The following is a 22521-nucleotide window of genomic DNA, read 5'->3' as shown; positions in this document are numbered from 1 at the left end:
GTATGGCATTCACGAACGCCCAGGGACGCACCCAGAGCTCGCTCTCCGACATCAACGTCACCCCGTTCGTGGATGTGGTGCTGGTCCTGCTGATCATCTTCATGATCACGGCGCCGGTGCTGCAGTCCGGCGTGGAGGTGTCGGTGCCCAAGACGCGCACCGTGAAGGAGATCTCCGAAGAACGCCTGGTGATCTCCATCGACCGCAAACAGCGGGTGTATTTTGGCAACGATGCCATCAACATCAACCAGGTCGGCGCGCGGCTGCGCGAGCGCGTGCGCGACCCGGAGCGCCAGTCCATTTACGTGCGTGCCGATGAGAATGTGCCGTTCGGGGCGTTTGCCACCGTGATGGATGCGGTGAAGCAGGCCGGAATCACCAATGTCAGCATCGTTACCGAGCCCTTGAAGGAATCCGCCAAGTAACCATGGCCGTGAGCGCCGACATCTATCTGGAACGCGATCCGTGGGAGAGGTCCGTGGCCCTGTCGGTGGCCCTGCACGGATTCTTTTTCGGCGGCATGCTGCTCTATGCCGCCCTCTTCGGCGGATTCCACGGAGAGAACTGGGGCGGCGCCGGTGGTGGTGGAGCGCTCAGCGCTACTCTGGTGAGCAACGTCCCCATCCCGCGGCCCCCGGCGGAAACCGAGCAGGTGCTGGCCAATGAATCCGCCGGCCTTTCGGAGTCGCTGCCTCGTGAGAAGGAACAGGAACCGGAGGCCGTGCCCATCCCCGAGCCCAACGCGCGCGAAAAGCCGGTGAAACCGAAGCCGGTCGCGCCGCCGCAGTCCAACGTGATTCCCTTTGGTAAGGGCGGGCCGGTGAGCGGTCCTTACGGCGTCTTTGAGGCGCGCGGCGCCAAAGGCGGGTTCGGCTTCACCGGTCCGGGCGGTGATTTCGGCTCGCGCTACGCCTGGTACGTGGACGTGGTGCGCCGCAAGGTGTCCGAGAACTGGCTGAAGTACGAAGTGGACCCGTCCATCGGCTCGGCGCGCCGGGTGTACGTGACTTTCGACATCCTGCGCAGCGGCCAGCCCGCCAATATCGAGGTCGAGCAGTCCAGCGGCGTGCCGTCGCTCGATCAATCGGCCTTGCGTGCACTGAAGCGCATTGACACCTTCGGGCCGCTACCGCCTGATTACTCAGGCTCAAAGGTTTCGGTGGAGTTCTGGTTTGACTACAGGAGATAACAGTCTCGCACCAAATGCCGTACGCCGAAGAAAAACTGGCCGAACACTTCGACCCATGATGAAACGTACTCTTCTCATTCTTTGCCTGATTCCTGCGTTCGTCGCTCCGGCTCGACCCTACCAGGACTGGATTCGCACCGGCACCGGGCTGGGCGTGGAACGAGTCCGGCTCGCCGTCCCGGACTTCCAGCCGGGCCCGGGTGGCTCCAGCGGTGACGCCCTGCGCAAGGTTTTCAATGAAACGTTGTGGAACGATCTTTCGAACGCGGGAATCTTCGACGTCGTCTCGCGCAGCTTCTACCCGCTGGCCGTGCCGGGGGCCCCGGCGCAGATGCGGGCGGAAGCCTGGAGCAATCCCCCACCCAGCGCCGGCATGGTGGCATTCGGCAACTTCGGAACCTCGGGCGAAGATGCCCAGATGCAGGGCTGGCTCTACGACGTCAAGAATCCCGCGTCTCCCCTGGTGCTGGGCAAGCAGTACAGCGAGAAGGCGACGGAAGAGAACGCGCGCCGCATGGCGCATCGCTTCGCCAACGAGATCATCCTGCGGCTGGGCGGCGGCGTGCCCGGGGTCGCGGAGAGCCGCATCGTCTTCATCAGCAATCGCACCGGAAACAAAGAGGTGTGGATGATGGACTACGACGGCGCCGGCCAGCAGCCGCTCACCAAGCTGGGTTCCATCGCGCTCTCGCCCAGAATCTCACCCGACGGTTCGCGCGTGGTGTTCACCTCTTACGCGCGCGGTGCGGTGGACCTGGCCATGTACTCTCTGGAACTCGGCCGCGTGGTCAGCTTTCCTCGCTTTGCGGGCACCAACATTTCTCCGGCCTGGTCACCCGACGGCAGCAAGATCGCGTTCTCGTCCTCCATGCGCGGTGATCCCGAGATTTTCGTCGTCGATTCGAGTGGCGCCAACCCCAAGCGCCTCACCGCGTACCAGGGTCCCGACCTTGCGCCGACATGGAACCCCAAGACGGGCGCGCAGCTTGCCTTTGTCAGCGGGCGCACCGGACTGCCGCAGATCTACATCATGGACGCCGACGGCACCAATCTGCAGCGCATCACCGACCAGGGTTATGCTGTCTCGCCCTCCTGGTCCCCCAACGGGCAACTGCTGGCGTTCTCCTGGAATCGCAAGTACGGACCCGGCGCGCCCGGCGGACAGGACATCTATATAATGGACATTGCCAGCCGGCAGTGGGTGCAACTGACGCACAATGCCGGCAATAACGACTTTCCGTCCTGGTCGCCCGACGGGCGGCATATCGTGTTTCAGTCCACACGCTCGGGACGGACGCAGATCTGGAGCATGCTGGCGGATGGAACCGAGGCCCGCCAGTTGACCTCTGCGGGCCAGAACTCGCAACCCAACTGGAGTTTCAAGTAGTGCATCGAACTGCATGCAGCCAATTCTTTTTCGAAGGAGGCTACGTTGAGACGGAACACGAGGCAGTGGTGGATCATCGCATCCCTGGCGGTCCTGCTGGCGCTGGGCGGATGCAAGAAACGAACTGAAGCCCCACCGCCGCCGGCCGCGACTCCTCCGCCGCCGACCGCGCCCACGGCTTCCATTTCCGCCAGCCCGACCAGCATCCAGCGCGGACAGGCGGCCACGCTCACGTGGCAGACCACCGACGCCGATAGCGCGGTCATCTCCGGCATTGGATCGGTGGCGCCCAGCGGCTCGCAGGCCGTGACACCGGAAACCTCGACCACGTACAGCCTGACGGCGAAGGGTCCCGGCGGTGAAGCCAGCGACTCGGTGCGGATCACGGTGGCGGAACCCACCGCGGCCGGGCCCTCGGAGAGCGAAGTGGAACTCTTCGCGCGCAACGTCCAGGACGTCTACTTCGACTATGACCGCTCCGACATCCGGCCGGACGGCCAACGCACGCTCGAGGCCGGCGCGCGCTTTCTGGCGCAGCATCCCGGCATTCGCTTCGTGGTGGAAGGACACTGCGATGAGCGCGGCTCCACCGAGTACAACCTCGCCCTGGGCGACCGTCGCGCCAACGCCGTGCGTGAGGCGCTGATACGGCTGGGTGTGAGCGCCGACCGCATTCGCACCATCAGCTTCGGCAAAGAAAAGCCGTTCTGCACCCAGTCCAACGAAGTTTGCTGGCAGCAGAACCGCCGCGGTCACTTCGTGTATCAGAGGTAGTTTCTAAGCGGCCGGGAGCGACCCTCCCGGCCGCTGCATTTATAAGCCGGCCGGGCGCTGGTCGCACCGGCTCGTGGCAATCATTCGAGGCATGCCCATGACCGAACGCAGTCCCCGCATTCTCATGGTCCTTGCGGCGCTGGCTCTGGCTGCGCCCGCACAGGCCCAAAGCACCAAGGATCGCCTGATTCGCCTGCAAACCCAGGTGGAAGCGCTGCAGCAGCAGATGACGGCCATGCAGCAGCGCTTCGACGAACGCATGGGCGTGATGCGCACCCTGACCGAGCAGAGCACCGACAACATCACCAAGATGTCGGCGGCGGTCACCCGGCTGGAAAAGACGCTGACCGAGCAAAGTACGCAGCAGAGCGAGCGCACCGAGCAGGTTTCCCAGCAGGTGCAGGCTTTGCATGACTCCCTCGACGAGCTGAAGGCGCGCGTGGGCAAGGTAGCGGAACAACTGGACGCCATGGAGCAGGCGCGCGCCAACATCGGGGTTGCGCCGGCCACTCCCCCGGCCGATGCCCCGCCGCCCGACGTGCTTTACAACAACGCGCTGCGCGATTACACCGCCGGGCGCCTGGACCTGGCTTCGCAGCAGTTCACCGATTACATGCGCTTCTATCCGACCACGGAACTGGCCGGCAACGCGCAGTTCTACCTGGCCGACATCGACTACCGGCAGGGCAACTACCAGCGCGCCATCGAAGGGTACGACTTCGTCCTCGACAAGTATCCCGGAGGCAACAAGACGCGCGCCGCGATGCTCAAGAAGGGATTCGCCTTGGTGGAACTGGGACAGAAAGACGCCGGCGTCACGGCACTGCGCGAGCTCATCAAGCGCTATCCCCGTTCGGTCGAGGCCACCTCGGCGCGCGACCGACTGCGCAAGCTGGGCGTCGCGGCGCGGTAGCTGTCCGCCGGACTAGGGAACCCACGTAAAGCCGGTCAGAGGGTTGCCATAGAAGGCATCCGTCTTCCACGCCAGCTTGTTCCACACCCCGTCCGGCGTTCCAGTGAACTTGACCGGGACAATCACCTTGTCGCTGCCGAGCTTGTTGGCCGCGGCGATGCCGTTGTCGACGATCTTTCCCTCCTCATCGACGGTGAACTTCAGTGAACGCGCCAAGCGGCCGCCGGCCAGGATTCTCAGCTCGTACTCGCCCGGGTTTCCACTGAGGAGGTGCGGCTTCCCGGTCTCACCCGGCAGAGGCGTCTTTTGCTGGCCTGTCTTGTCCCAGGCGAACACGCTGTAGAAGGTGCAGGTTACCCGCGTCCACTCGCCTTGCTGAGGCACGCTTTCGTCTACGGTCCGTGCGGTTTCGAGAGTTTTCTGGCTGCCGCAGCTCGGACTGCCCATCTGGTCCCCGTCCAGGAAGATCAAGCCCACCTCTTTCCCCTGATAGAGCAAATGGGGCCCGATCGAGGAAAAGGGTTTGCGTGGTTCACCGGGCCCGCTGGAAAAATCGCCACGCGCCCAAAAAGTCACCTCCAATCGAGGCAGCTTCGGATCGTCGGAGGACAGGTAGACATAACCGATAGGCAGGGTCCAATCGTGGTCCACGTAATAGACGAACTTGTTGACCGCCTTGGGGCCGCGTTCGTTGGAACGGGACTTCGTCACCTTGGCCTTGCCCGTGAAGAGGGTTTTGACTCCCGCTTCGCTCAGCGGGTTGCGCAGTTTGATAGCGAAGCTGACCGGTCCGACGTAGGTGACGCTCTTGGCCTCGGGAATATCGTCCCGGCCGCCGCACTCGGTTTCCATCGAGCGCCCTTCCGGAGTTTCTCGCGTCTCGCAGTCGAATTTCACCCACGCTCCACGGCCGGGCAGCGTAACTTCCACGAAAAGCTGATCGCCGCTCTCGATGGGCCCGTGCACCCGGAACTCGGCTTTCGGGAGCCAGCTCCACACGTCGTAGTTCCCGCGATACTCGGCGACCGTGTAGGCGGTGAAGAGCAACGAGTCTTTTTGAATGGCCGGCCCTTCCTGGGCCAGCGCCGGTTGACCTGCTGCCGCCAGGAGCATGAGTAACGCCAGCAGGAGCAGACGAACCCTCCAACATCTAATGTTGTCTTTCATGTGCACCTCGCCGGTTCTGGGAGTGAATCTGTTGAATCAGGCCGTTTCTACCTCCGGCTTCCTGCTCTCTATGGCGGGGCCGTGAAGCCGGTTAAGGGATTGCCGTAGAAGGCGCCGGTCTTCCATGCCAGCCGGTCCCATACGCCGTCCTGGTTCCCGATCACCTTGACGGGCACGATAGTGGCGTTTTCGCCCAGCTGGTTGGCGGAGGCGATGCCATTGTCAAAGCTGCCGTCGGCCGCCACGGTGAACTTGATGGATCGGGCCAGCTCTCCCTTGTAGACCATCTTGATCTCGTATTCGCCCGGGTGAGAACTCAGCTCATGCAACGGCGCGTCCTCGCTTATGTGCTGCGGGTCCGGCTTCTTACCGTACACATAGCGAAAATCGCAGGTGACGCGTGCCCAGTTATACTTCGTCCTCGTGTCGGCCCCGTAGGTATCAGCAGTACAACCCTTTTCCTTCGCCACCTCCTTGCCTTGATAAAACAAGTGAAACGCATTCGGATTGGGATCGCTGGCGCGAAGCCAGATTCTTGCGAAGAAACGCGGCGGGAAGAAGTCCGGGACACCCGGGCCGGGCGCGAGGTAGATCAAGCCGATGGGGATGTGCCAATCGAAATCCGTGTAATACAGGAAGCTTCCGGCAGCGCTTGAAAACGGCGGAGTGACCTTGCCTACCTTGGCCTTGCCGGTGAATAGGGTCGTGTCTGTCCCCATCACTTCGTTGCGCAGCCGGATCTTGAACTCGATCAAGCCGGTGTAGAAGACGCCTTTATCCTGCGCAATATTGGCGCCGCCACACTCCTTCACCTCCCACCAATAGCCGGCCAGGGTTGTGCCGGTCGTGCAATCGAACGTTTTCCAGGGTTTCCTGATGCCGGGGGCCGAGACTTCCACGTACAGTTGGCTGCCCGCGGCGATGGGGCCGTTGACCCGGAACGAAATCTGAGGCCACCATCTAAGGACATAGTCCGGGCAACTGCTGCAGGTGCTGGTGAAAGGCATGAACCGAATGGAATCTTTGACGATGGTGGGCTCGTCCTGGGCCAGGGCGGGTTGGATCGCGGTCAACGCGGCAAGAAGCAGGAGCCCTGCGACTCGGCAGAACCTGAAGCTAGGCTTCATGGGGCACCTCGGCGGGAAGGCACGAATGATACCGCAGGCGGGCCTACCAGGGCGAAAATCCTGCTACTTCTTCTCGTCGCCCAGGTCGAGCGTGCGCAGGCAGTACTTGATCTCCTGGGCGAATTCGGTGACCCGCATACCGCCCTTGACCATCAGCTTGCAGGAAAGGGCGACGTGGCTGGGGGTGCCCTCGCCGTGGTCATAGGTGACGCGGCAGTACTGGCAGTCCTCGTTCCAGCAGAAGCGGCCGTAGGGAATGGTCTCGGGCGCCAGGAACTGAAACACGCGCAGCAGCATGTTGCCGTCGGGCACGGTGAACTCCTTGCCCTTGATCTGGATCTTGACCATCCGCTCGTAGGGGCGGAACAGCGGACCAGGCGTGCTCATAGGCGTGGACAGCGATTCTACCCGGCGGGAGGCAACCGCGCAAAAGCCGGCCGGGAGAAAGACGAGGGGCAGCCGGCCACGGTCCAAGGAGGCGGAACGGCTGCCCTCGAGAACCTCACGGACCGGCGCCAGGGCACGATTCAGCGACGTGACCGGAGGTCCAACTCACCCGGCATCAGACTTCCCACTGCCTTCATCGAATCTGAACCCAGCCGGAGGCCGAAAGTTGCGCTTGCCTTGTGGCGCTTGCCCGTCTGGGAGCACACTAGCTCCGAGGACGCGTGGCGGGAGCTACTCATGCAGAAGAACCGGCGCAAGGCAAAGCAAAGAAAACGCAGGGACAGCGATTTGGCGAAGGGAGCAACGGAAGCCGAGCGCCCGGGAGAGCGGCTTCCGGTTTCACTCACCGGCCAACTCGGACACCGCGGCGTTGACCCGTTGGCCAAGGAATACGATACGGACTTCCCCGAGCCCGGCGAGAGCCCCGAACACTCCGGTCAGGCGGTTCCGCCCAAAAACAACAAGCGGACAGCCTGAGGCTGGGCAGGACTTCCCTTCACTCGCTCAGGATTCAGCCTGGGGACTCGCCGGAGCTCAACCGGCAAGACCGGCTCAACGCAGCTCTTCCATCACCTCATCGAGCGCCTGGCGCGGTGGGCGGACCACTGACTCCGGCAGGGTCGCCAGAGGAGCTTCGGTGATGTGCAGCAATTCGAGGAAGTTGGGCTTGTCGGGAGCCACGTAGAAGACACCGGTCAATACCTCGCCCTTATCGTGTGCCTCCAACAGCGTGCGGATGGCTTCGATCTTGTTGGTGGGATCGTACTCGTCGTGCAGCTTGCGCAGGCGCAGGTGCGATCCGTCGTGCATGGTCACCTCAATGGTCGTGCCGGGATCGTACTGAACGTCGATCTCCTCGAAAAACGGAACGAAGCTGACGTCGTGCACCGGCTCGTCGTGTTCTTTCACGTACTTGTACGACTTGGTAGAGCCTTCGTGGTCGTTGAAGGTAACGCAGGGCGAGATCACGTCCAGCATGGCCGTACCGTTGTGGGCGATCGCGGCCTTGAGCATGGCGAGCAGTTGTCGCTTGTCGCCGGAGAAAGAACGGCCCACGAACGTGGCTCCCAGTTCGATGGCCATGGCGCAGGTATCGATGGCGGGCAGGTCGTTGACCACACCGGTCTTGAGCTTGGAACCCAAATCGGCGGTGGCGGAAAACTGGCCCTTGGTGAGCCCGTACACGCCATTGTCCTCGATGATGTAGATGATGGGCATGTTGCGGCGCATGAGGTGGACGAACTGGCCCATACCGATGGAGGCCGTGTCGCCGTCGCCGCTGACGCCGATGCCGCGAAGCGTCCGGTTGGCCAGCAGGGCGCCCGTAGCCACAGCCGGCATGCGCCCGTGCACGGCGTTGAAAGAATGCGAGCGGCTCAAGAAGTAGGCCGGGCTCTTGGAGGAGCAGCCGATGCCCGAGAACTTGGCCACGGTTTCCGGCTTGACGCCCATTTCATAGAGGGCGTCGATGATGCGCTCGGAGATGGCGTTGTGGCCGCAGCCGGCGCACAGCGTGGTCTTGCCGCCCTTGTACTCGATCACGGTCAGGCCGATGCGGTTGGTCTTCTCGGCCACCGGTGTGGGTGCGGTGCCCATGTCTACTTGCCCTCCTGGGAAACAATCTCGTCGGTGACGGAACGGGCATCGATGGGCAGCCCGTTGTAGTGGCGCACGCTCCGAAGGCGCGGCGCCAGGGTGGGGTCGAGGTCGATGCGCAGCAGGTCGCGCACCTGCGCGTCACGGTTCTGCTCGACTACATACACGCGCTCGTGCCGGCGGACGAAGTCTTCCACCTGAGCGGTGAAGGGATACGCGCGCAGGCGCAGGTAATCGGTCTCCAGCTTGTACTCGTCGCGCAGCTGGTCACGGCTCTCGACGATGGCCCAGTGCGTGGTCCCGAACGCGATGATGCCCACCTTAGCCTTGCCGTCGCCCGCGATTTCCGGTTGGGGCACGTGGCGCTTGGCGACCTCCAGCTTCTTGCGCAACCGGTCCATGTTGTTCTGGTAGTCGTCGGGACGCTCGCTGTACTGGGCCTTCTCATTGTGGCCGCTGCCGCGCGTGAAGTAACTGGCCTTGGGGTGGTCGGTACCGGGAAGGGTGCGCCAGCCGACCGCGTCGCCATCCACATCCTTGTAACGCGCGAAGCTACCCAAGCGCTCGAGATCCTGCTGGCTGAGAACCTTGCCGCGCTGGATGGGCTTCTCCGGGTAGGTGAACGCATCGGCCATCCAGTTGTTCATGCCCAGGTCGAGGTCGGTCATGACGAAGATGGGGGTCTGGAAGTGCTCGGCCAGTTCGAAGGCATCGCCCATCATGCTGAAGCACTCCTCGACCGAAGACGGGATGACCATGATGTGGCGCGTGTCTCCGTGGGAGAGCATGGCGCAGAAGCTCATGTCCCCCTGCATGGTGCGCGTGGGCAGGCCGGTGGAGGGGCCGACGCGCTGCACGTCCACGATGACGCCGGGAACTTCGGCGTAATAGCCCAGGCCGGTGAACTCCGCCATCAGGGAGATGCCGGGGCCCGAGGTCGAAGTCATGGAGCGCGCGCCCGCCCACCCCGCGCCGATCACCATGCCCACCGCGGCCAGCTCGTCCTCCGCCTGCACGATGGCGAAGGTGGCCTTGCCGTCAGGGCCGATGCGGTAGCGCTTCATGTAGTCGATCAACTGCTCGCAAAGCGAGGACGAGGGCGTGATGGGATACCAGGTGACCACGGTGACGCCGGCGAACATCGCGCCCAGCGCGCAAGCGGCGTTGCCCTCGATGATGATCTTGCCCTGGGTCTTGTTCATGGGCGCCACGTGGTACGGGTCGGCCTTGGGGAACGTGGCCTTAGCGTAGTCGTAGCCGGCCTGGACCGCTCCCCAGTTCAGGTCGGCGGCCTTGACCTTCTTCTTGAACTGCTTGCGCAGCGCCTTTTCGATCTGCCCCATGTCGATGTCCAACAGTTGGGCACCTACACCTACATAGAGCATGTTCTTCACCAGCTTGCGCAGCTTGGCTTCCGGGCAGACGGGCACCACCAGCTTGTCGAACGGGGCCGCATAGAAGGTGAGGTCGCTGCGCAGGCGCGACAGGTTCAGGTGCTCGTCATACAGCACGGCCGCGCCCGGTGAGAGCGACATCACGTCTTCCTGCGCCGTCTCCGGGTTCATGGCAATAAGGAAGTCGATTTCCTTCTTGCGCGCAATGTACCCGTGCTTGTTGGCGCGGATGGTGAACCAGGTGGGCAGGCCGGCGATGTTGGAGGGAAACAGGTTCTTGCCTGAGACCGGCACACCCATCTGAAAGATGGAGCGCAACAGAACCATGTTGGCGGTCTGCGAGCCCGAGCCGTTCACCGTCGCGACCTGCAGGCTGAAGTCGTTGACTATGCGCTTATCGCCGGAGCGGGTGGGAGCTTCCTGGACGGCTACATCCCCAATGGCCATGCGTGACTATCCCTTTCAGAATCAACAAGCTGAATTTTTATTATACGGCACCCCGCCGGGCTGTCGCACGGCCGCACAACAGCCTGTGACGACGCTAGGATTCGGTGAAGAATTGCGCCATTCGGCGGAACTTCTGATAGCGACTCTCCAGCAACTCCGCAGGCGGCATCTCCAGCACGGTCTTGAAGTGGCGCCACAGCGCGGTATCCAGCAGCACCGCCGCATCCTCGTGGTTGGTGTGCGCCCCGCCCTCGGGCTCGGGAACAATCTCGTCCACGCACTCCAATTCCATCAAGTCGCGCGCGGTGATGCGCAGGGCCTGGGCTGCCAGGTCTTTCTTCGCGGCGTCGCGCCACATGATGGAAGCGCAACCTTCGGGCGAGATCACCGAATAGATGGCGTTCTCCAGCATGAGCACGCGGTCGGCGACGGCGATGGCCAGCGCGCCTCCCGAACCGCCCTCCCCCGTGATGACAGCCAGTATCGGCACCTCGATGCGCGCCATCTCGCGCAGGTTGCGGGCGATGGCCTCGGCCTGGCCTCGTTCTTCCGCCCCCAGGCCGGGATAGGCGCCGGGTGTGTCGATCAGGGTAATGATGGGCCGGCCGAACTTTTCTGCCAGCTTCATCAAGCGCAACGCTTTGCGATAGCCCTCGGGATTCGCCTGGCCGAAGTTGCGATAGAGGCGCTGCTTGGTGTCACGACCCTTCTGGTGCCCGATGACCATGACTTCGTTGCCATGAAAGCGAGCCAGGCCGCAGACCAGCGCCGGATCGTCGCCAAAGACGCGGTCCCCGTGCAGCTCGCACCAGTCCGTGAAGACGCGCTCCACGTAATCGAGGGTGTAGGGACGTTGCGAATGCCGGGCCAGCTCGGTCTTCTGCCATGCCAGGTGGGTATAGAACTGTTCCCGCAGCGCCGCCACCTGCTCGTGCAGGTCTTCAAGCTGGCGCCGGGCCTCCTGGTTCGAGCCGGCCACGGACCGCAAGCGCTCGATCTGCTTCTCGATATCCTCGAGCTCGCGTTGCGCCTTGGTGGTGGGTTCCATAGGGACGGTAGCCCCTGGTCAGCGGCCAGGGCCGAAAGACTCTCTGCGATTCAGTCAATTACGCGGACGCTGCCGCGGCCGCAGAGCTCCTCAACGCGGGCGATGAAGGTCCGGTCGGGAAGAACATTATAGCCTTCCGCCTCCATGACCACCATGAAATCCCCTTCCCGTTCCACGTCGAACAAGACCCGGGCTTCGCCGCGCCGTTCGCGGCAGATGTTGTGCAGGGCGTCGATGGTGTCCTCGGTGGCCACATCGAGCGGGATGCGAATGCGCAGGGAGCGGGGCAGCTTGGGCTGGGCTTCCTCGAGCGGCGTGATCTCGCTGATCAGCAGGCGCGGCGATGCTCCTTCCTCCACCCGCACCCCGCCGCGCACCAGCACCGGGACATCCAGCTTCAGACGCTCATGCAGCCGGCGGTAGGCTTCCGGGAAAACCAGAATGTCGACCGAGCCCGCCATGTCCTCCAGCGTGCCCTGCGCATACAGCTCGCCCTTGCGCGACCGCTGCACACGGATATTCGCCAGTATGCCGCCGGCCAGGACCTCGTCGCGCCCGGTGCTTTGTTTGAGGCCGGCGATGCCGTCGGTGTCGAGCGCGCGGAAATCGGCCAGCTTGCCGCGGTACTTCTCGAGCGGGTGTCCGGTGAGAAAGAAGCCGACGACTTCTTTCTCGCCGGCCAGGCGCTGATGCTCGTCCCAATCGGGAACGTCGGGCAGGCGATCAGCGGCAGGCTCGCCCGGCTCTTCAAACACGCCGAACAGGCCGTGCTGGCCGGCTTCCGCGTCTCGCTGTGCCTTCTGCCCGCGCTCGATGGCGCGGTCGAGCGCCTCCATGAGCTGGGCACGACGGCCGAGTGAATCCAGGGCGCCGCTCTTGATCAGCGACTCCAGCACCCGCTTGTTCATCAGCCGAAGGTCCACGTTCTCGCAGAACTCGAACAGCGATCGGAAACGCCCCAGCTTCTGGCGGGCCGCGAGGATGGAATCAATGGCGCTGTGGCCCACATTCTTCACGGCGGCCAGGCCGAAGCGGATGGCCTCACCGTGCGGGGTGAAGTTGGCGTCGCTCACGTTGATATCCGGCGGCTCCACGGGAATGCCCATTTCGCGGCACTCGTTGATGTACTTCACCACCTTGTCGGTGTTGCCGGTCTCCGAGGTCAGCAACGCCGCCATGAACTCCACCGGGTAGTGCGTCTTCAGATAGGCGGTGTGGTAGGCGAGCAAGGCGTAGGCGGCGGAATGCGACTTGTTGAAGCCGTATCCGGCGAACTGCTCCATGAGGTCGAAGATCTTCGCCACCTTCCGCTCCGGAAAACCGCGCTGCACGGCTCCGGTGATGAACTTGTCGCGCTGCGCGGCCATCTCTTCGGGTTTCTTCTTGCCCATGGCGCGGCGCAGCAAGTCGGCCTCGCCGAGCGAGTAGCCCGCCAGCCGATTGGCGATCTGCATCACCTGTTCCTGGTAGACGATCACCCCCAGGGTCTCTTTCAAGATCTCTTCCAGCTCCGGCAATTCGTAGTGGATGGCGCGACGACCGTGCTTGCGTTCGATAAAGTCATCGATCATGCCTCCCTGGATGGGGCCGGGGCGGTACAACGCGTTGAGCGCCGTCAGGTCTTCGACGGAAGTGGGCCGGTAGCGCCGCAGCACGTCGCGCATTCCGTGCGACTCGAATTGGAACACGCCCGAAGTCAAGGCGCGATGGAAGACCCTCTCATAGGTCTCGCGGTCATCGAGGGGCTCGGCGTCGAGGTCGAGCGGCCGGCCGCGGGTCTGCGCAATCAGCCGCAGAGCGTCGTCGATGATGGTGAGGGTCGTGAGCCCGAGGAAGTCCATCTTCAGCAGGCCCATCTTTTCCACCGCATTCATATCGAACGCGGTGACGATCTCCTCGTTCTTGGTGCGGTGCAGCGGCACCAGATCGATGAGCGGCTGCGGCGAAATCACCACGCCCGCGGCGTGCACTCCCGCGTTGCGCACCATGCCTTCGAGCTTGCGCGCAGTGTCGATCAGTTCGCGTACTCGCGGGTCGTCCTGGTAGGCGGCTTGCAACTGGGGGGAATCCCGCAACGCCTGCTCCAGGGTGATGTTGATCTGTGCCGGCACCAACTTGGCGATGCGGTCCACTTCGGGATAAGGCATGTCCATGGCGCGCCCCACGTCTTTGATGGCGGCCTTGGCGGCCAAGGTACCGAAGGTGATGATCTGGGCCACGTTCTCGCGCCCGTAACGCTGCGTCACGTAGTCGATGACCTCGCCGCGCCGGTTCATGCAGAAGTCGATGTCGATATCCGGCATGGACACGCGTTCTGGGTTCAGGAAGCGCTCGAACAGCAGCCCGTTCTGCAGCGGATCGATGTCGGTGATTCCCAGCGAATAGGAGACCAGCGACCCCGCCGCCGAGCCGCGCCCCGGACCCACCGGGATATGATTCTCGCGGGCGTACCGCACGAAGTCCCAGACGATGAGGAAGTAACCGGAAAAGCGCATCTGCCGAATGATGTCGATCTCGTGGGACAGCCGCTGCTCGTACTCACTCAGCGGACTGCGCAGCCGCCCCTGCCGCTCCAGTTCCCTCACAACCTCCCTCCGCCGCGCGAACCCCTGGCGCGTGACGTGCTCAAAATAACTGTCGAGCGTGAACCCGTCCGGCACCTCAAAGTGCGGGAACGGGTTGGCTACCTTCTCCAGCTTCACATGGCAACGCTCGGCGATGGCCAGCGTGCGCGCCAGCGTTTGGGGCGCCTCCTGGAAGAGGCTCAGCATCTCCTCGTAGCTCTTTAGGTAGAACTGCTTGGTTGCGAAGCGCAGCCGGTTGGGGTCCTGGATGGACTTGCCGGTTTGGATGCAGATGAGCACATCCTGCGCGTGGGCGTCGTCCTCGCAGAGATAGTGGCTGTCGTTGGTCGCGACCAGCGGAACGCCCGTGTCTTTTTCCAGACGGAACAGTTCGGGATGAATCTGGCGTTCGGCCGGTAGGCCCTGGTGGTCCTGGATTTCCAGGAAGAAGTTTTCCTTGCCGAACACGTCGCGGTAGAAACCCACGGCTTCCCGGGCCGCCTCATACTTTCCCGCCACCAGCAGTTCCGGGATCTCTCCCTTCAGGCAGCCGGAGAGGCAGATGAGGCCCCGGGCATGCTCGGCCAGGAACTTCTTGCTGACGCGCGGCTTGTAATAGAAGCCGTGCAGCGAAGCTTCGGATGTGATCTTGACCAGGTTGCGATAACCCTCGTCATTCTCCGCCAGCACCAGCAGATGGTTGTAGCTGCTGTCGCCCTCGGACACCCGGTGGTCTTCCTTCTTGGAAATGTACAGCTCACAGCCCAGGATGGGCCGAATCCCCTGGGCGCGGGCGGCGTTGTAGAAATGCACTGCCGCGAACATGTTGCCGTGGTCGGTAACGGCCACGGCCGGCATGCCGTGACCTCTCACCACCGAAACCAGCTTCTCCACTTCACAGGCGCCGTCGAGCAGCGAGTAATCGGTGTGCAGATGAAGATGGACGAACTGAGACATGCTGGGCTTCGGTCCATTGTAGCTAGAACCAGCTACCTGGAACATGCCGCAGATTGGTGCAGTACGACCTAGCTAGTGTTTCTTCTTCTTTTTTGCGGGCTTTGGCCTCGCGAACTTGCGCGCCGGCTCCTGCGGTCGTGCCTTCTTGACCGCCGCTTTGGGTGCGGCCGGCTTCTTGCCCTTCACCTTTTCGGGCGGCTTCTTCGCCGCAGGAGCGGCCGCTGGGACAGGCTTGACGGGTTCCGGTTCGCCCTTCTTGCGCTTCTTGGCCGGCGGGGCTGGAGGCGGCGGCGGGGGCGGCGCGTAGGGCTTGAGGAACCGCACAATCTCTCCGTGGGAACGCAAGCGGCCATCCAGCAGGAGGTGGAACGCCTCCTCCGTCAGTTTGGGATACTCAGCAAGCGCCGGCGTAATGTGCATCTCCGCCATCTCCGGGAACGGCAACCGCTGCTTGAGCTGACGCCACTTGCCGAAGAAATTGCGAATCTTCTGCCGCACGGACTGGGCGCGTGCCGTGACCTCAAGGAACAGGATCGTCTCTGGCGCCGCCTCGCTCAGCAATCTCCAGGTCTTGGAGGCGGTCGCTGCCTCCTTGCCGCTCAGGCGCGTCGCCAACGCCTTCGCCTCGTCGTGCAGCCGGTTCCATTTCTCCACCAGCGTTCGCCGCGGAATCAGCTTCTGCAGCGCGGTGATGTCCCGGTCTGCCAGGCGGCGGGTAAGGAAATACATGCTGGCCGCCGACGCCTCCGGCACGAAGCCGTGTTGGACCATCAGCTCGCGCGTGCGCTGCATCTTCGCCAGCGAATCCGCATCGGCCTTGCCCACCGTCCAATGTGGACTCAATACTTTGAGCCAACCTTCCTTCTCCAGCGCCCGCAGGATGACCAGCGGGTTTTCTTCGTAGGCCAGTTGCTCGATCTCCTGGCCTACCGCGCGCGGCAGGATGTTGTCGATGTAGCGGTTCTCCTTGGCGGCGTCGTAGCGGGCCTGGGTACGCTCTTCGATCATCCAATGGAAACGAGCGGCAAAGCGCGTCGCGCGAATGAGTCGCGAAGGCTCCTCCAAAAAGGAATAGCTGTGCAGGATGCGCAGCAGCTTGGCCTCGATATCGGCCACGCCGTTGGCAGGATCCAGCAGCAGCCCGCGCGAGCCTTCGTTGAGCGAAAGGGCGATGGCGTTCACGGTGAAGTCGCGGCGCCGGAGATCTTCGACGATAGAGGCCGCAGCGACCTCCGGAGGCTTACCCTGCTTGTCGTACTTCTCCGCGCGCGCCATGGCAATCTCTGCACGCACGTTGCCCGGCAATTGCACCAGCAGGGCGCGGAGCTCCTCATCCACGCGCTCGATCACAGCCCCGGCCTTCTCCAGGTCGCGCTGCAGACGCAGGGCGTTTCCCTGCACGGTGAAGTCCAGGTCACGGATGGTGAATCCGCTGATGAGGTCGCGAATGGAGCCGCCGGTGAGATAGACATTCATCTCGTGGGCGCGCGCGGCTTGCTGGACCAAGGCCACGCCGCGCTGCTGATCCGGCGTCAGCCGGGTCTCCATGGTGTAGATGTAATCGGCCATCGGGCTCGACCCTGGTCGCCTGTTTTGAACAGCAAAAAGGGCCGCCCCGGAAGCCGGGCTGAGCCCTTCAGAATCGACTGTAAGTGACTTCGCGCAAAAGACTTAGCTGTGTTTCGCCGGACCGCGCAAGCACCCAATCATAGCACAAGGTTAACCGTTTGGCTACTGAAGGCTCAGGAAGCGAACAGCGAGGCGCTCCGAAGGTGCGACAATTAGGAGGGTCGCCGCCGAAGGAAACCCCTTCCGTGGCGCCCGCTTCGAGCCATGCCGTCGACGCACAAGAAAGTCGTAGTCTGCAAACTGGACCGCGACTCCATCCAGGGCTTCGTGAATCCTACCGGTTTCGTCTCCGGCGGGAAGCTGGAAATGCTGAATACTGCCGGGCAGGTGGTGACACTCGACCTGGCAGACGTCAAGGGTGTGTATTTCGTGCGCGATTTCGCCGATCCCACTGCGGTGGCCACGCGCAAGACTTTCGCCACCCGCCCACGCGCCGAAGGACTCTGGGTGCGCATGCGCTTCCGCGACAATGAGGTCATGGAAGGCTTGATGCCGAATGACCTCATGCAGGCGAGCCCGGAGGGATACCTGGTAACGCCTCCGGATACGCGCTCCAATACCCAGCGCATCTTCGTGCCTCGCACCGCCCTGTTGGAAATGTCTGTGCTCGCGGTGATTGGCGCGCGCACGGCGGCGCGCCGGCGAGCCGCTGCCGCCGACGCACGCCAAGTTTCCATGTTCTCCGAGTAGCGCTGAGCCTTCCGTTCCTCTGACCCTTGCCCTGCCGTCTGCTGCCAAACGGTACAATCACGACCGAGCTACTGCGCCAGCCAGGCGCGCGGACAAAGTGCGATGAGACTCTCTGAGATTGCAAGCAAACTGGGCATCAGCCTCACGGATGCGGAAGCGGGCCAGATGGAAATCACCGGGGTCGCGGGCATCGAAGATGCCGGGCACGGACAAATCACGTTCGTCGCCAACCCCAAGTACGCCGCTGCCGCAAGAACCACCAGCGCTTCAGCGATCATTGTGGCGGAAGACTTCCCGGCCCTCGACAAGCCGACGCTGCGGACCAAGAATCCGTATCTGGCGTTCGCGCACGCCCTCGAACTTTTCTATCAACCGCCGCGCTACGCTCCTGGCACGCACCCCACCGCCGTCGTCCATCCTTCTGCGCGCATCGGCAAGAACGCGTCCATCGGACCCTACGTCGTGATCGACTCGGATGTAGAACTCGGGGACGACGCCGTCCTGCTGGCGCATGTCGTCGTGTATCAGGGCGCGCGGATCGGCCGGAACTTTTTTGCCCACGCGCACGCGGTGGTGCGCGAGCACTGCCGCCTGGGCGACAACGTCATCCTGCAGAACGGCGCCGTGGTGGGCGCGGATGGTTTCGGCTTCGCCAAGGACGATGCCGGGCACTGGCAGAAAATCGTGCAGTCCGGCCCGGCCGTGCTGGAAGATGATGTCGAAGTGCAGGCCAACGCCTGCATCGACCGCGCCAGCGTCGGCGAGAGCCGTGTCGCTCGCGGCGCGAAGATCGACAACCTGGTGCAGGTCGGTCACGGTTCCCGGGTGGGCGAAGATACGCTGCTCTGCGCGCAGGTCGGCCTGGCCGGTTCGACCGACGTGGGTAAGAACGTCATCCTCGCCGGACAGGTCGGGGTGGCCGGTCACTGTCGCATCGGAGACGGCGTCGTGGCCACCGCACAGAGTGGCATCCCCAACGACGTGGACGACGGCAAGACAATCAGCGGCTATCCCGCCATCGAGAACAAGCAGTGGTTGCGTTCCGTAGCTGTGTTCAACCGCCTGCCGGACCTGGTCAAGACGCTGCGAGAACTGGAGCAGAGGCTCGCAGCGCAGGACTGAGGCGGAAAGCCTTCAGCGCCGCTCCGGAGGCAGGGGCTCAGCCATCTTCTGGCGCACCGCCTCCGTCAGGGCCTCGCGCGTCGCGAAGTTCTTCGCCTCGATGGGTTCATGGAAGATCAGCGTGGCGGTACCGGCTCGGATGGCCAGACTCCCTTTAGGCATGATTTCGAAGGTCCCCAGAATGGTCATGGGCACGATCGCCACCCCGGTCTCCACGGCCAGGTAGAACGGCCCTTTCTTCAACGGCAGCAGCTTCCCATCCCGCGATCTTGTGCCTTCGGGAAAGATGGTCATGTGGATGCCCTTGCGCAACACCTCGGCCGCGGCCTGCAGGCTGGCGATGGCGGCTTCGCGGTTGGAGCGGTCCACCGGCACCAGCGAGCCCATACGCATGGCTCGGGAAAGCAGCGGGATGCGAAACAGCTCTTTCTTCACCAGCACCGACGTCCTCCCCGGAATCAGCGGTACTACGATCGGCGGGTCTACATTCGACACGTGATTGCACATGAAGATGTAAGGCCGGTTTGGCTCCAGCCGGTCAAGCCCGATCACCTCGACCCGGATGCCCGCCAGCTTCATCCCCAGAAACGCTGCCCGCGTGCCCATCCAGTAGAGAAAGTCGACCTTGCCGGTGAGGAACGTCCACGGGAAGCCGATCACGGCGATCAGCGGAGCCACCAGGGCATAGAAGCCGAAGGCGATCAGGCTGCGCAGCATGGTGGCGCTAAGGCGTGGAAGCGACGGCTTCTTCCGGTTGGCTGGCCAGCCAGGCGGCACGTCGCGCGCGTTGTTGGGGAGTGGCCGAGGGCAGATCGATGATCGCGAACGACTCCTGCTCGCGGCCTCCCAGTTTGATCTTCACTTCCCGCGAGCCCTTGCGGCCTGTCACGCGCAGGCGCAGGGTTTCGCCGATCTTCATGCCCGCCAGCTGGTTTTCGAAGTCGTTACTCAACGGCTTGCCGTTGACGGTCAGGATCGTGTCTCCCGGAGTCAGGCCCGCTCGCTCCGCCTCGCTTCCCGGATCCACCGAAACCACCACCGAAGGCTGGTCGAAGTTACGCACCGTCAGGAATCCCGGATTCACCACTGTGGTCTTGCTGCGCTCCAGCTTCAAGCCCACGGTGCCCAGCAATTCGTTATAGGGCAGTTCTTCGGCTGCGGCCACGTAGTCGCGGAAGAATTGCGAGAAGTCTGAGCCCGTCACCGCCTCGGCCGCCCGCTGCACGCCCGCCGAATCCGGATAGTAGCGCGCCTCATTGGCGTAGTTGCGATTCATCCACTGCAGCACATCGCGCAGTGACTTCCTGCCGCCCGAGCGCTCGCGCACTGCCAGATCGAGCAACACTCCCAGGATTCGCCCCTTGTTGTAGTAATTCACGCTGCGTTCCGGCGTGCGATATTGGGGGTACTTGTCGAACCAGGTGTCCAGGCTAGCCTCCTCCACCGGTTGCACCCGGTGCGCGGGCCGCAGCTCCAGCGTGCGGATCTCCTTGGTCAGCTCATCCAGGTACTGCCGCTCGCTCATCAGGCCGGCGTGCAACAGCAGGAGATCGGCCACGGTCGAGGTCACACCCTCGGCAAACCACAGCGACACGGTGAAGTTCTCCCGGGTGTAGTCGATGGGTTCCAGGGACTGCGGGCGGAGCCGTTTGACGTTCCACAGGTGAAAGAATTCGTGGGCGGTCGCGGCCGTAAACTCCAGCGGGTTCTCGCGCAGGTAGTCGGCGCTCACGTCGATCGCGGTCGAGTAGGCGTGCTCCATTCCTCCTCCGCCGTGTCCCCGCGGAAAATGGTAGAGAAACAGGTACGAGGTGAAGGGCCGGTCGTCCATCCACCACACCCCGGCCGTCACGATTTGCCGTACCCAGCCCTTGATCTGGTCCAGGTCGTAGTCGGCCGGATTGGCGTCCACCACGATCCGGTAAGTCGCGCCGCCCTCTTCAAAAGAAACTTCACGGAAATTTCCAATCTCAACCGGCCCGTCTACCAGGCGGTCATAGTTCCGGGCAGTGTAGACGCCGGAGCGAAGCACGGGCAGCGCCGTGGCGATGCGCCATCCCGCGGGCACGTCGGTAAAGGTCACGGTCATGGGCGCGTCACGCGAGTCCAGCGGGTACATCAGAACCATGGCCAGGTTCAGGAAGACGTGCGTGCCGTTGGCATGGAAGCCGAACGGGCCGGGAAGCTCGGCCAGGATTTCGTACTCGAGGTCGGCGCCGCTCTCCGCCCGGCTCACTCGCCAGGTGGTCTTGTCGAGCTTGCGCACCGGCAGCGACTGCCCTGCGGCGTTCTTCGCCGTCACCCGCCGCACGTACTGCGCGAAATCTCGTACCTGATAGAGGGCGTTCCAGACCGGCAACTGAACGTCGCGCTCCGCCGACGTGCCGGCCACGTGGAGTCGCACCTTCAGCAGATGCTGGCGCGCATTCGCCAGCGAGATGGTGTAGTCCACGGGCGGTGCGGCGGCGGCCGTCGCCACCGCGACCCAGACCCACAGGATGAGGAAGCCGGTGCGTCGCATCAGGCGCTGGAGGAAACCGCGGAAAGGTTCTTGAGCCGCTGGGGAAGCTTTTCGTAGATGCCGCCGAAACCGCCATTGGAAAGAATGGCTACGACATCTCCCGGTCGCAGTTCCGGCGCCACCGCCGTCGCGATGGTATCGGCATCGGCCAGATTCTGCGCGCCGGTTCCGCGGCGTCCAAGCTCTGTCAACACCTTGGCGAGGTCGAGCCGCTCCGCTTCCGGGATAACCTCCGGGCGGAAGATGTCCGCAATCACCACCCGGTCCGCCAGCGCCAGGCTTTCCACCAGCCGCTCGGCGAACACGTTGCGGCGCAGGGTGTTGGAACGCGGCTCGAACAGGACCCACAACCGCCGACCGGGATAGCGCATTCGCAGCGCCTGCAACGTGCCGGCAATGGCCGTGGGGTGATGTGCGAAGTCTTCCACAAAGGTCACGCCGTTCACTTCGCCTCGCACCTCCAGGCGGCGTTTCACACCCTTGAACTCGCGCAACGCCTTGCCGATGGTTGCCGGTGGAACGTCATATTCCGCCGCCACCGCGGCCGCAGCAGTGGCGTTCAGCACGTTGTACTCACCGGCCAAGGGAAATTCGAACTCAGCCCAGGGCTGCCCTTCGCGCATCACCGACCATCGCGTGCACGCCGGCTCATAGCGGATGTCCGTCGCCCGCCAGTGTGAGCCTTCGCGGAACCCGTAGCGTTCCACCCTGCACAGGGCCCGGCTTACGCAATCGCTCACGTTGGTATCGGCATCGAAGGCGACAATTTCCCCTCGCCGGGGCACCAGGTTCACCAGCCGTCGGAAGGCCGTCTTGACCGCTTCCAGGTCGCTATAGATATCGGCGTGGTCGAATTCCACCGAGGTCAGCACCGCAGCATCGGGAAAGTAGTGCAGGAACTTGGGACCCTTGTCGAAGAACGCGGTATCGTACTCGTCGCCCTCCAGGATGAAGTGCTTCCCCGGCTTGAGCGCGAAACTGGAGGCGAAGTTTTCCGCTACTCCGCCCACCAGGAAGGAAGGATTGTGCCCGGCCGCCTGGAAGATCCAGGCCAGCATCGCCGTGGTGGTGGTCTTGCCGTGCGTGCCCGCCACCACGATCGACTCCCGACCCCGCAGGAAGAATTCGTAGAGTACCTGCGGCATGGAGCGCAGGGGGATGCGCTGGTCGAGCACGTATTCCAGTTCCGGGTTGCCACGGGAAATGGCGTTGCCCACTACCACCAGGTCCGGCCGCGGCTGCAAATTGCTTTCCGCGTACGGTTGCTGGACAGGGATGGAGAGCGCCGCCAGCATCTCGGACATCGGCGGATACACCGCCGCGTCGGAGCCGGTCACTCGCAGGCCGCGCTGTTTCAGCAAGCCGGCAAGCGACGCCATGGCCGTGCCGCAAATCCCGATCAGATGGATGTGCTGCTGCTCGCTCATGACTTGACGCTGGGTGCAGCCACCGGCGCAGGTGTGGTGGCGGCTTCCATGACCGTGAGCCGCACTTCCTGCTTCACTTCCAGCCGCACTCGCACGCCGAAGGGCAGCGTGATGTTGCCTTG

General features: G+C 63.5%; 18 protein-coding genes. 7 read left to right on the top strand and 11 right to left on the bottom strand.

Annotated elements, in window-relative coordinates:
• The first annotated feature begins 2 nt into the window (after nucleotides 1–2).
• The 5 genes from VLE48_13185 to VLE48_13165 all read left to right on the top strand — a co-directional run bounded on the left by VLE48_13185 (nucleotide 3) and on the right by VLE48_13165 (nucleotide 4263).
• The gene (locus VLE48_13185; GenBank protein ID HSA93961.1) at nucleotides 3–425 is read left to right on the top strand and encodes a biopolymer transporter ExbD; all 423 of its coding nucleotides are present in this window, start codon (nucleotides 3–5) and stop codon (nucleotides 423–425) included.
• 2 nt (nucleotides 426–427) lie between these two features.
• Nucleotides 428–1189 carry a TonB family protein gene (locus VLE48_13180; GenBank protein HSA93960.1) on the top strand — a complete coding sequence of 254 codons (762 nt, stop codon included), beginning with the start codon at nucleotides 428–430 and terminating at the stop codon, nucleotides 1187–1189.
• 55 nt (nucleotides 1190–1244) lie between these two features.
• Entirely contained in the window at nucleotides 1245–2576 is a 1332-nt protein-coding gene (gene tolB / locus VLE48_13175) for a Tol-Pal system beta propeller repeat protein TolB (GenBank protein HSA93959.1), read from the top strand.
• A 45-nt stretch (nucleotides 2577–2621) separates the two neighbouring features.
• Nucleotides 2622–3350, top strand: coding sequence for a peptidoglycan-associated lipoprotein Pal (pal, locus tag VLE48_13170; GenBank protein ID HSA93958.1), 729 nt, complete (start codon nucleotides 2622–2624; stop codon nucleotides 3348–3350).
• A 97-nt stretch (nucleotides 3351–3447) separates the two neighbouring features.
• Nucleotides 3448–4263 carry a tetratricopeptide repeat protein gene (locus tag VLE48_13165; protein ID HSA93957.1) on the top strand — a complete coding sequence of 272 codons (816 nt, stop codon included), beginning with the start codon at nucleotides 3448–3450 and terminating at the stop codon, nucleotides 4261–4263.
• A 12-nt stretch (nucleotides 4264–4275) separates the two neighbouring features.
• On the opposite strand, the gene VLE48_13160 is transcribed toward VLE48_13165, so the two are convergent.
• From VLE48_13160 to VLE48_13125, 8 genes are all read right to left on the bottom strand, one after another.
• On the bottom strand, nucleotides 4276–5430 hold the full coding sequence (locus VLE48_13160) for a hypothetical protein (protein HSA93956.1): 1155 nt from the start codon (nucleotides 5428–5430) through the stop codon (nucleotides 4276–4278).
• Nucleotides 5431–5498: 68 nt separating this feature from the next.
• Nucleotides 5499–6557 (bottom strand): hypothetical protein, encoded by a 1059-nt coding sequence (locus VLE48_13155; GenBank protein HSA93955.1) that lies wholly within the window; start codon nucleotides 6555–6557, stop codon nucleotides 5499–5501.
• A gap of 63 nt (nucleotides 6558–6620) precedes the next feature.
• A complete protein-coding gene (locus VLE48_13150; protein ID HSA93954.1) occupies nucleotides 6621–6944 on the bottom strand; it encodes a 2Fe-2S iron-sulfur cluster-binding protein in 324 nt (107 codons plus the stop codon).
• A 612-nt stretch (nucleotides 6945–7556) separates the two neighbouring features.
• The gene (locus VLE48_13145; protein HSA93953.1) at nucleotides 7557–8600 is read right to left on the bottom strand and encodes a 2-oxoacid:ferredoxin oxidoreductase subunit beta; all 1044 of its coding nucleotides are present in this window, start codon (nucleotides 8598–8600) and stop codon (nucleotides 7557–7559) included.
• 2 nt (nucleotides 8601–8602) lie between these two features.
• Nucleotides 8603–10441: a 2-oxoacid:acceptor oxidoreductase subunit alpha gene (locus VLE48_13140; GenBank protein ID HSA93952.1), complete on the bottom strand. Its 1839-nt coding sequence runs from the start codon at nucleotides 10439–10441 to the stop codon at nucleotides 8603–8605.
• A gap of 94 nt (nucleotides 10442–10535) precedes the next feature.
• On the bottom strand, nucleotides 10536–11489 hold the full coding sequence (locus VLE48_13135) for an acetyl-CoA carboxylase carboxyltransferase subunit alpha (GenBank protein ID HSA93951.1): 954 nt from the start codon (nucleotides 11487–11489) through the stop codon (nucleotides 10536–10538).
• Nucleotides 11490–11539: 50 nt separating this feature from the next.
• Nucleotides 11540–15010 (bottom strand): DNA polymerase III subunit alpha, encoded by a 3471-nt coding sequence (gene dnaE, locus VLE48_13130; GenBank protein HSA93950.1) that lies wholly within the window; start codon nucleotides 15008–15010, stop codon nucleotides 11540–11542.
• A 72-nt stretch (nucleotides 15011–15082) separates the two neighbouring features.
• Nucleotides 15083–16579 carry a hypothetical protein gene (locus VLE48_13125; GenBank protein HSA93949.1) on the bottom strand — a complete coding sequence of 499 codons (1497 nt, stop codon included), beginning with the start codon at nucleotides 16577–16579 and terminating at the stop codon, nucleotides 15083–15085.
• Between the two features lie 264 nt (nucleotides 16580–16843).
• On the opposite strand from VLE48_13125, the gene VLE48_13120 reads away from it, so the two are divergent.
• Both VLE48_13120 and lpxD read left to right on the top strand, forming a co-directional pair.
• On the top strand, nucleotides 16844–17329 hold the full coding sequence (locus VLE48_13120) for a hypothetical protein (protein HSA93948.1): 486 nt from the start codon (nucleotides 16844–16846) through the stop codon (nucleotides 17327–17329).
• 102 nt (nucleotides 17330–17431) lie between these two features.
• Nucleotides 17432–18451, top strand: coding sequence for a UDP-3-O-(3-hydroxymyristoyl)glucosamine N-acyltransferase (lpxD, locus tag VLE48_13115; protein ID HSA93947.1), 1020 nt, complete (start codon nucleotides 17432–17434; stop codon nucleotides 18449–18451).
• A gap of 12 nt (nucleotides 18452–18463) precedes the next feature.
• Here lpxD and VLE48_13110 read toward each other — a convergent pair whose 3' ends face one another.
• The 3 genes from VLE48_13110 to mpl are packed head-to-tail and all read right to left on the bottom strand — an operon-like array spanning nucleotide 18464 to nucleotide 22399.
• Nucleotides 18464–19168, bottom strand: coding sequence for a lysophospholipid acyltransferase family protein (locus tag VLE48_13110; GenBank protein HSA93946.1), 705 nt, complete (start codon nucleotides 19166–19168; stop codon nucleotides 18464–18466).
• A 7-nt stretch (nucleotides 19169–19175) separates the two neighbouring features.
• Nucleotides 19176–20972 carry a PDZ domain-containing protein gene (locus VLE48_13105; GenBank protein ID HSA93945.1) on the bottom strand — a complete coding sequence of 599 codons (1797 nt, stop codon included), beginning with the start codon at nucleotides 20970–20972 and terminating at the stop codon, nucleotides 19176–19178.
• The gene (gene mpl, locus VLE48_13100) at nucleotides 20972–22399 is read right to left on the bottom strand and encodes a UDP-N-acetylmuramate:L-alanyl-gamma-D-glutamyl-meso-diaminopimelate ligase (protein ID HSA93944.1); all 1428 of its coding nucleotides are present in this window, start codon (nucleotides 22397–22399) and stop codon (nucleotides 20972–20974) included. The genes VLE48_13105 and mpl overlap by 1 nt, the downstream gene beginning before the upstream one ends.
• Between the last annotated feature and the right edge of the window lie 122 nt (nucleotides 22400–22521).

Source organism: Terriglobales bacterium (assembly GCA_035454605.1).
Taxonomy (GTDB): Bacteria; Acidobacteriota; Terriglobia; order Terriglobales; family Acidobacteriaceae; genus DATMAB01.
Note: the sequence above shows the minus strand (reverse complement) of the source record. Positions and strands in the feature narration are given on the sequence as shown.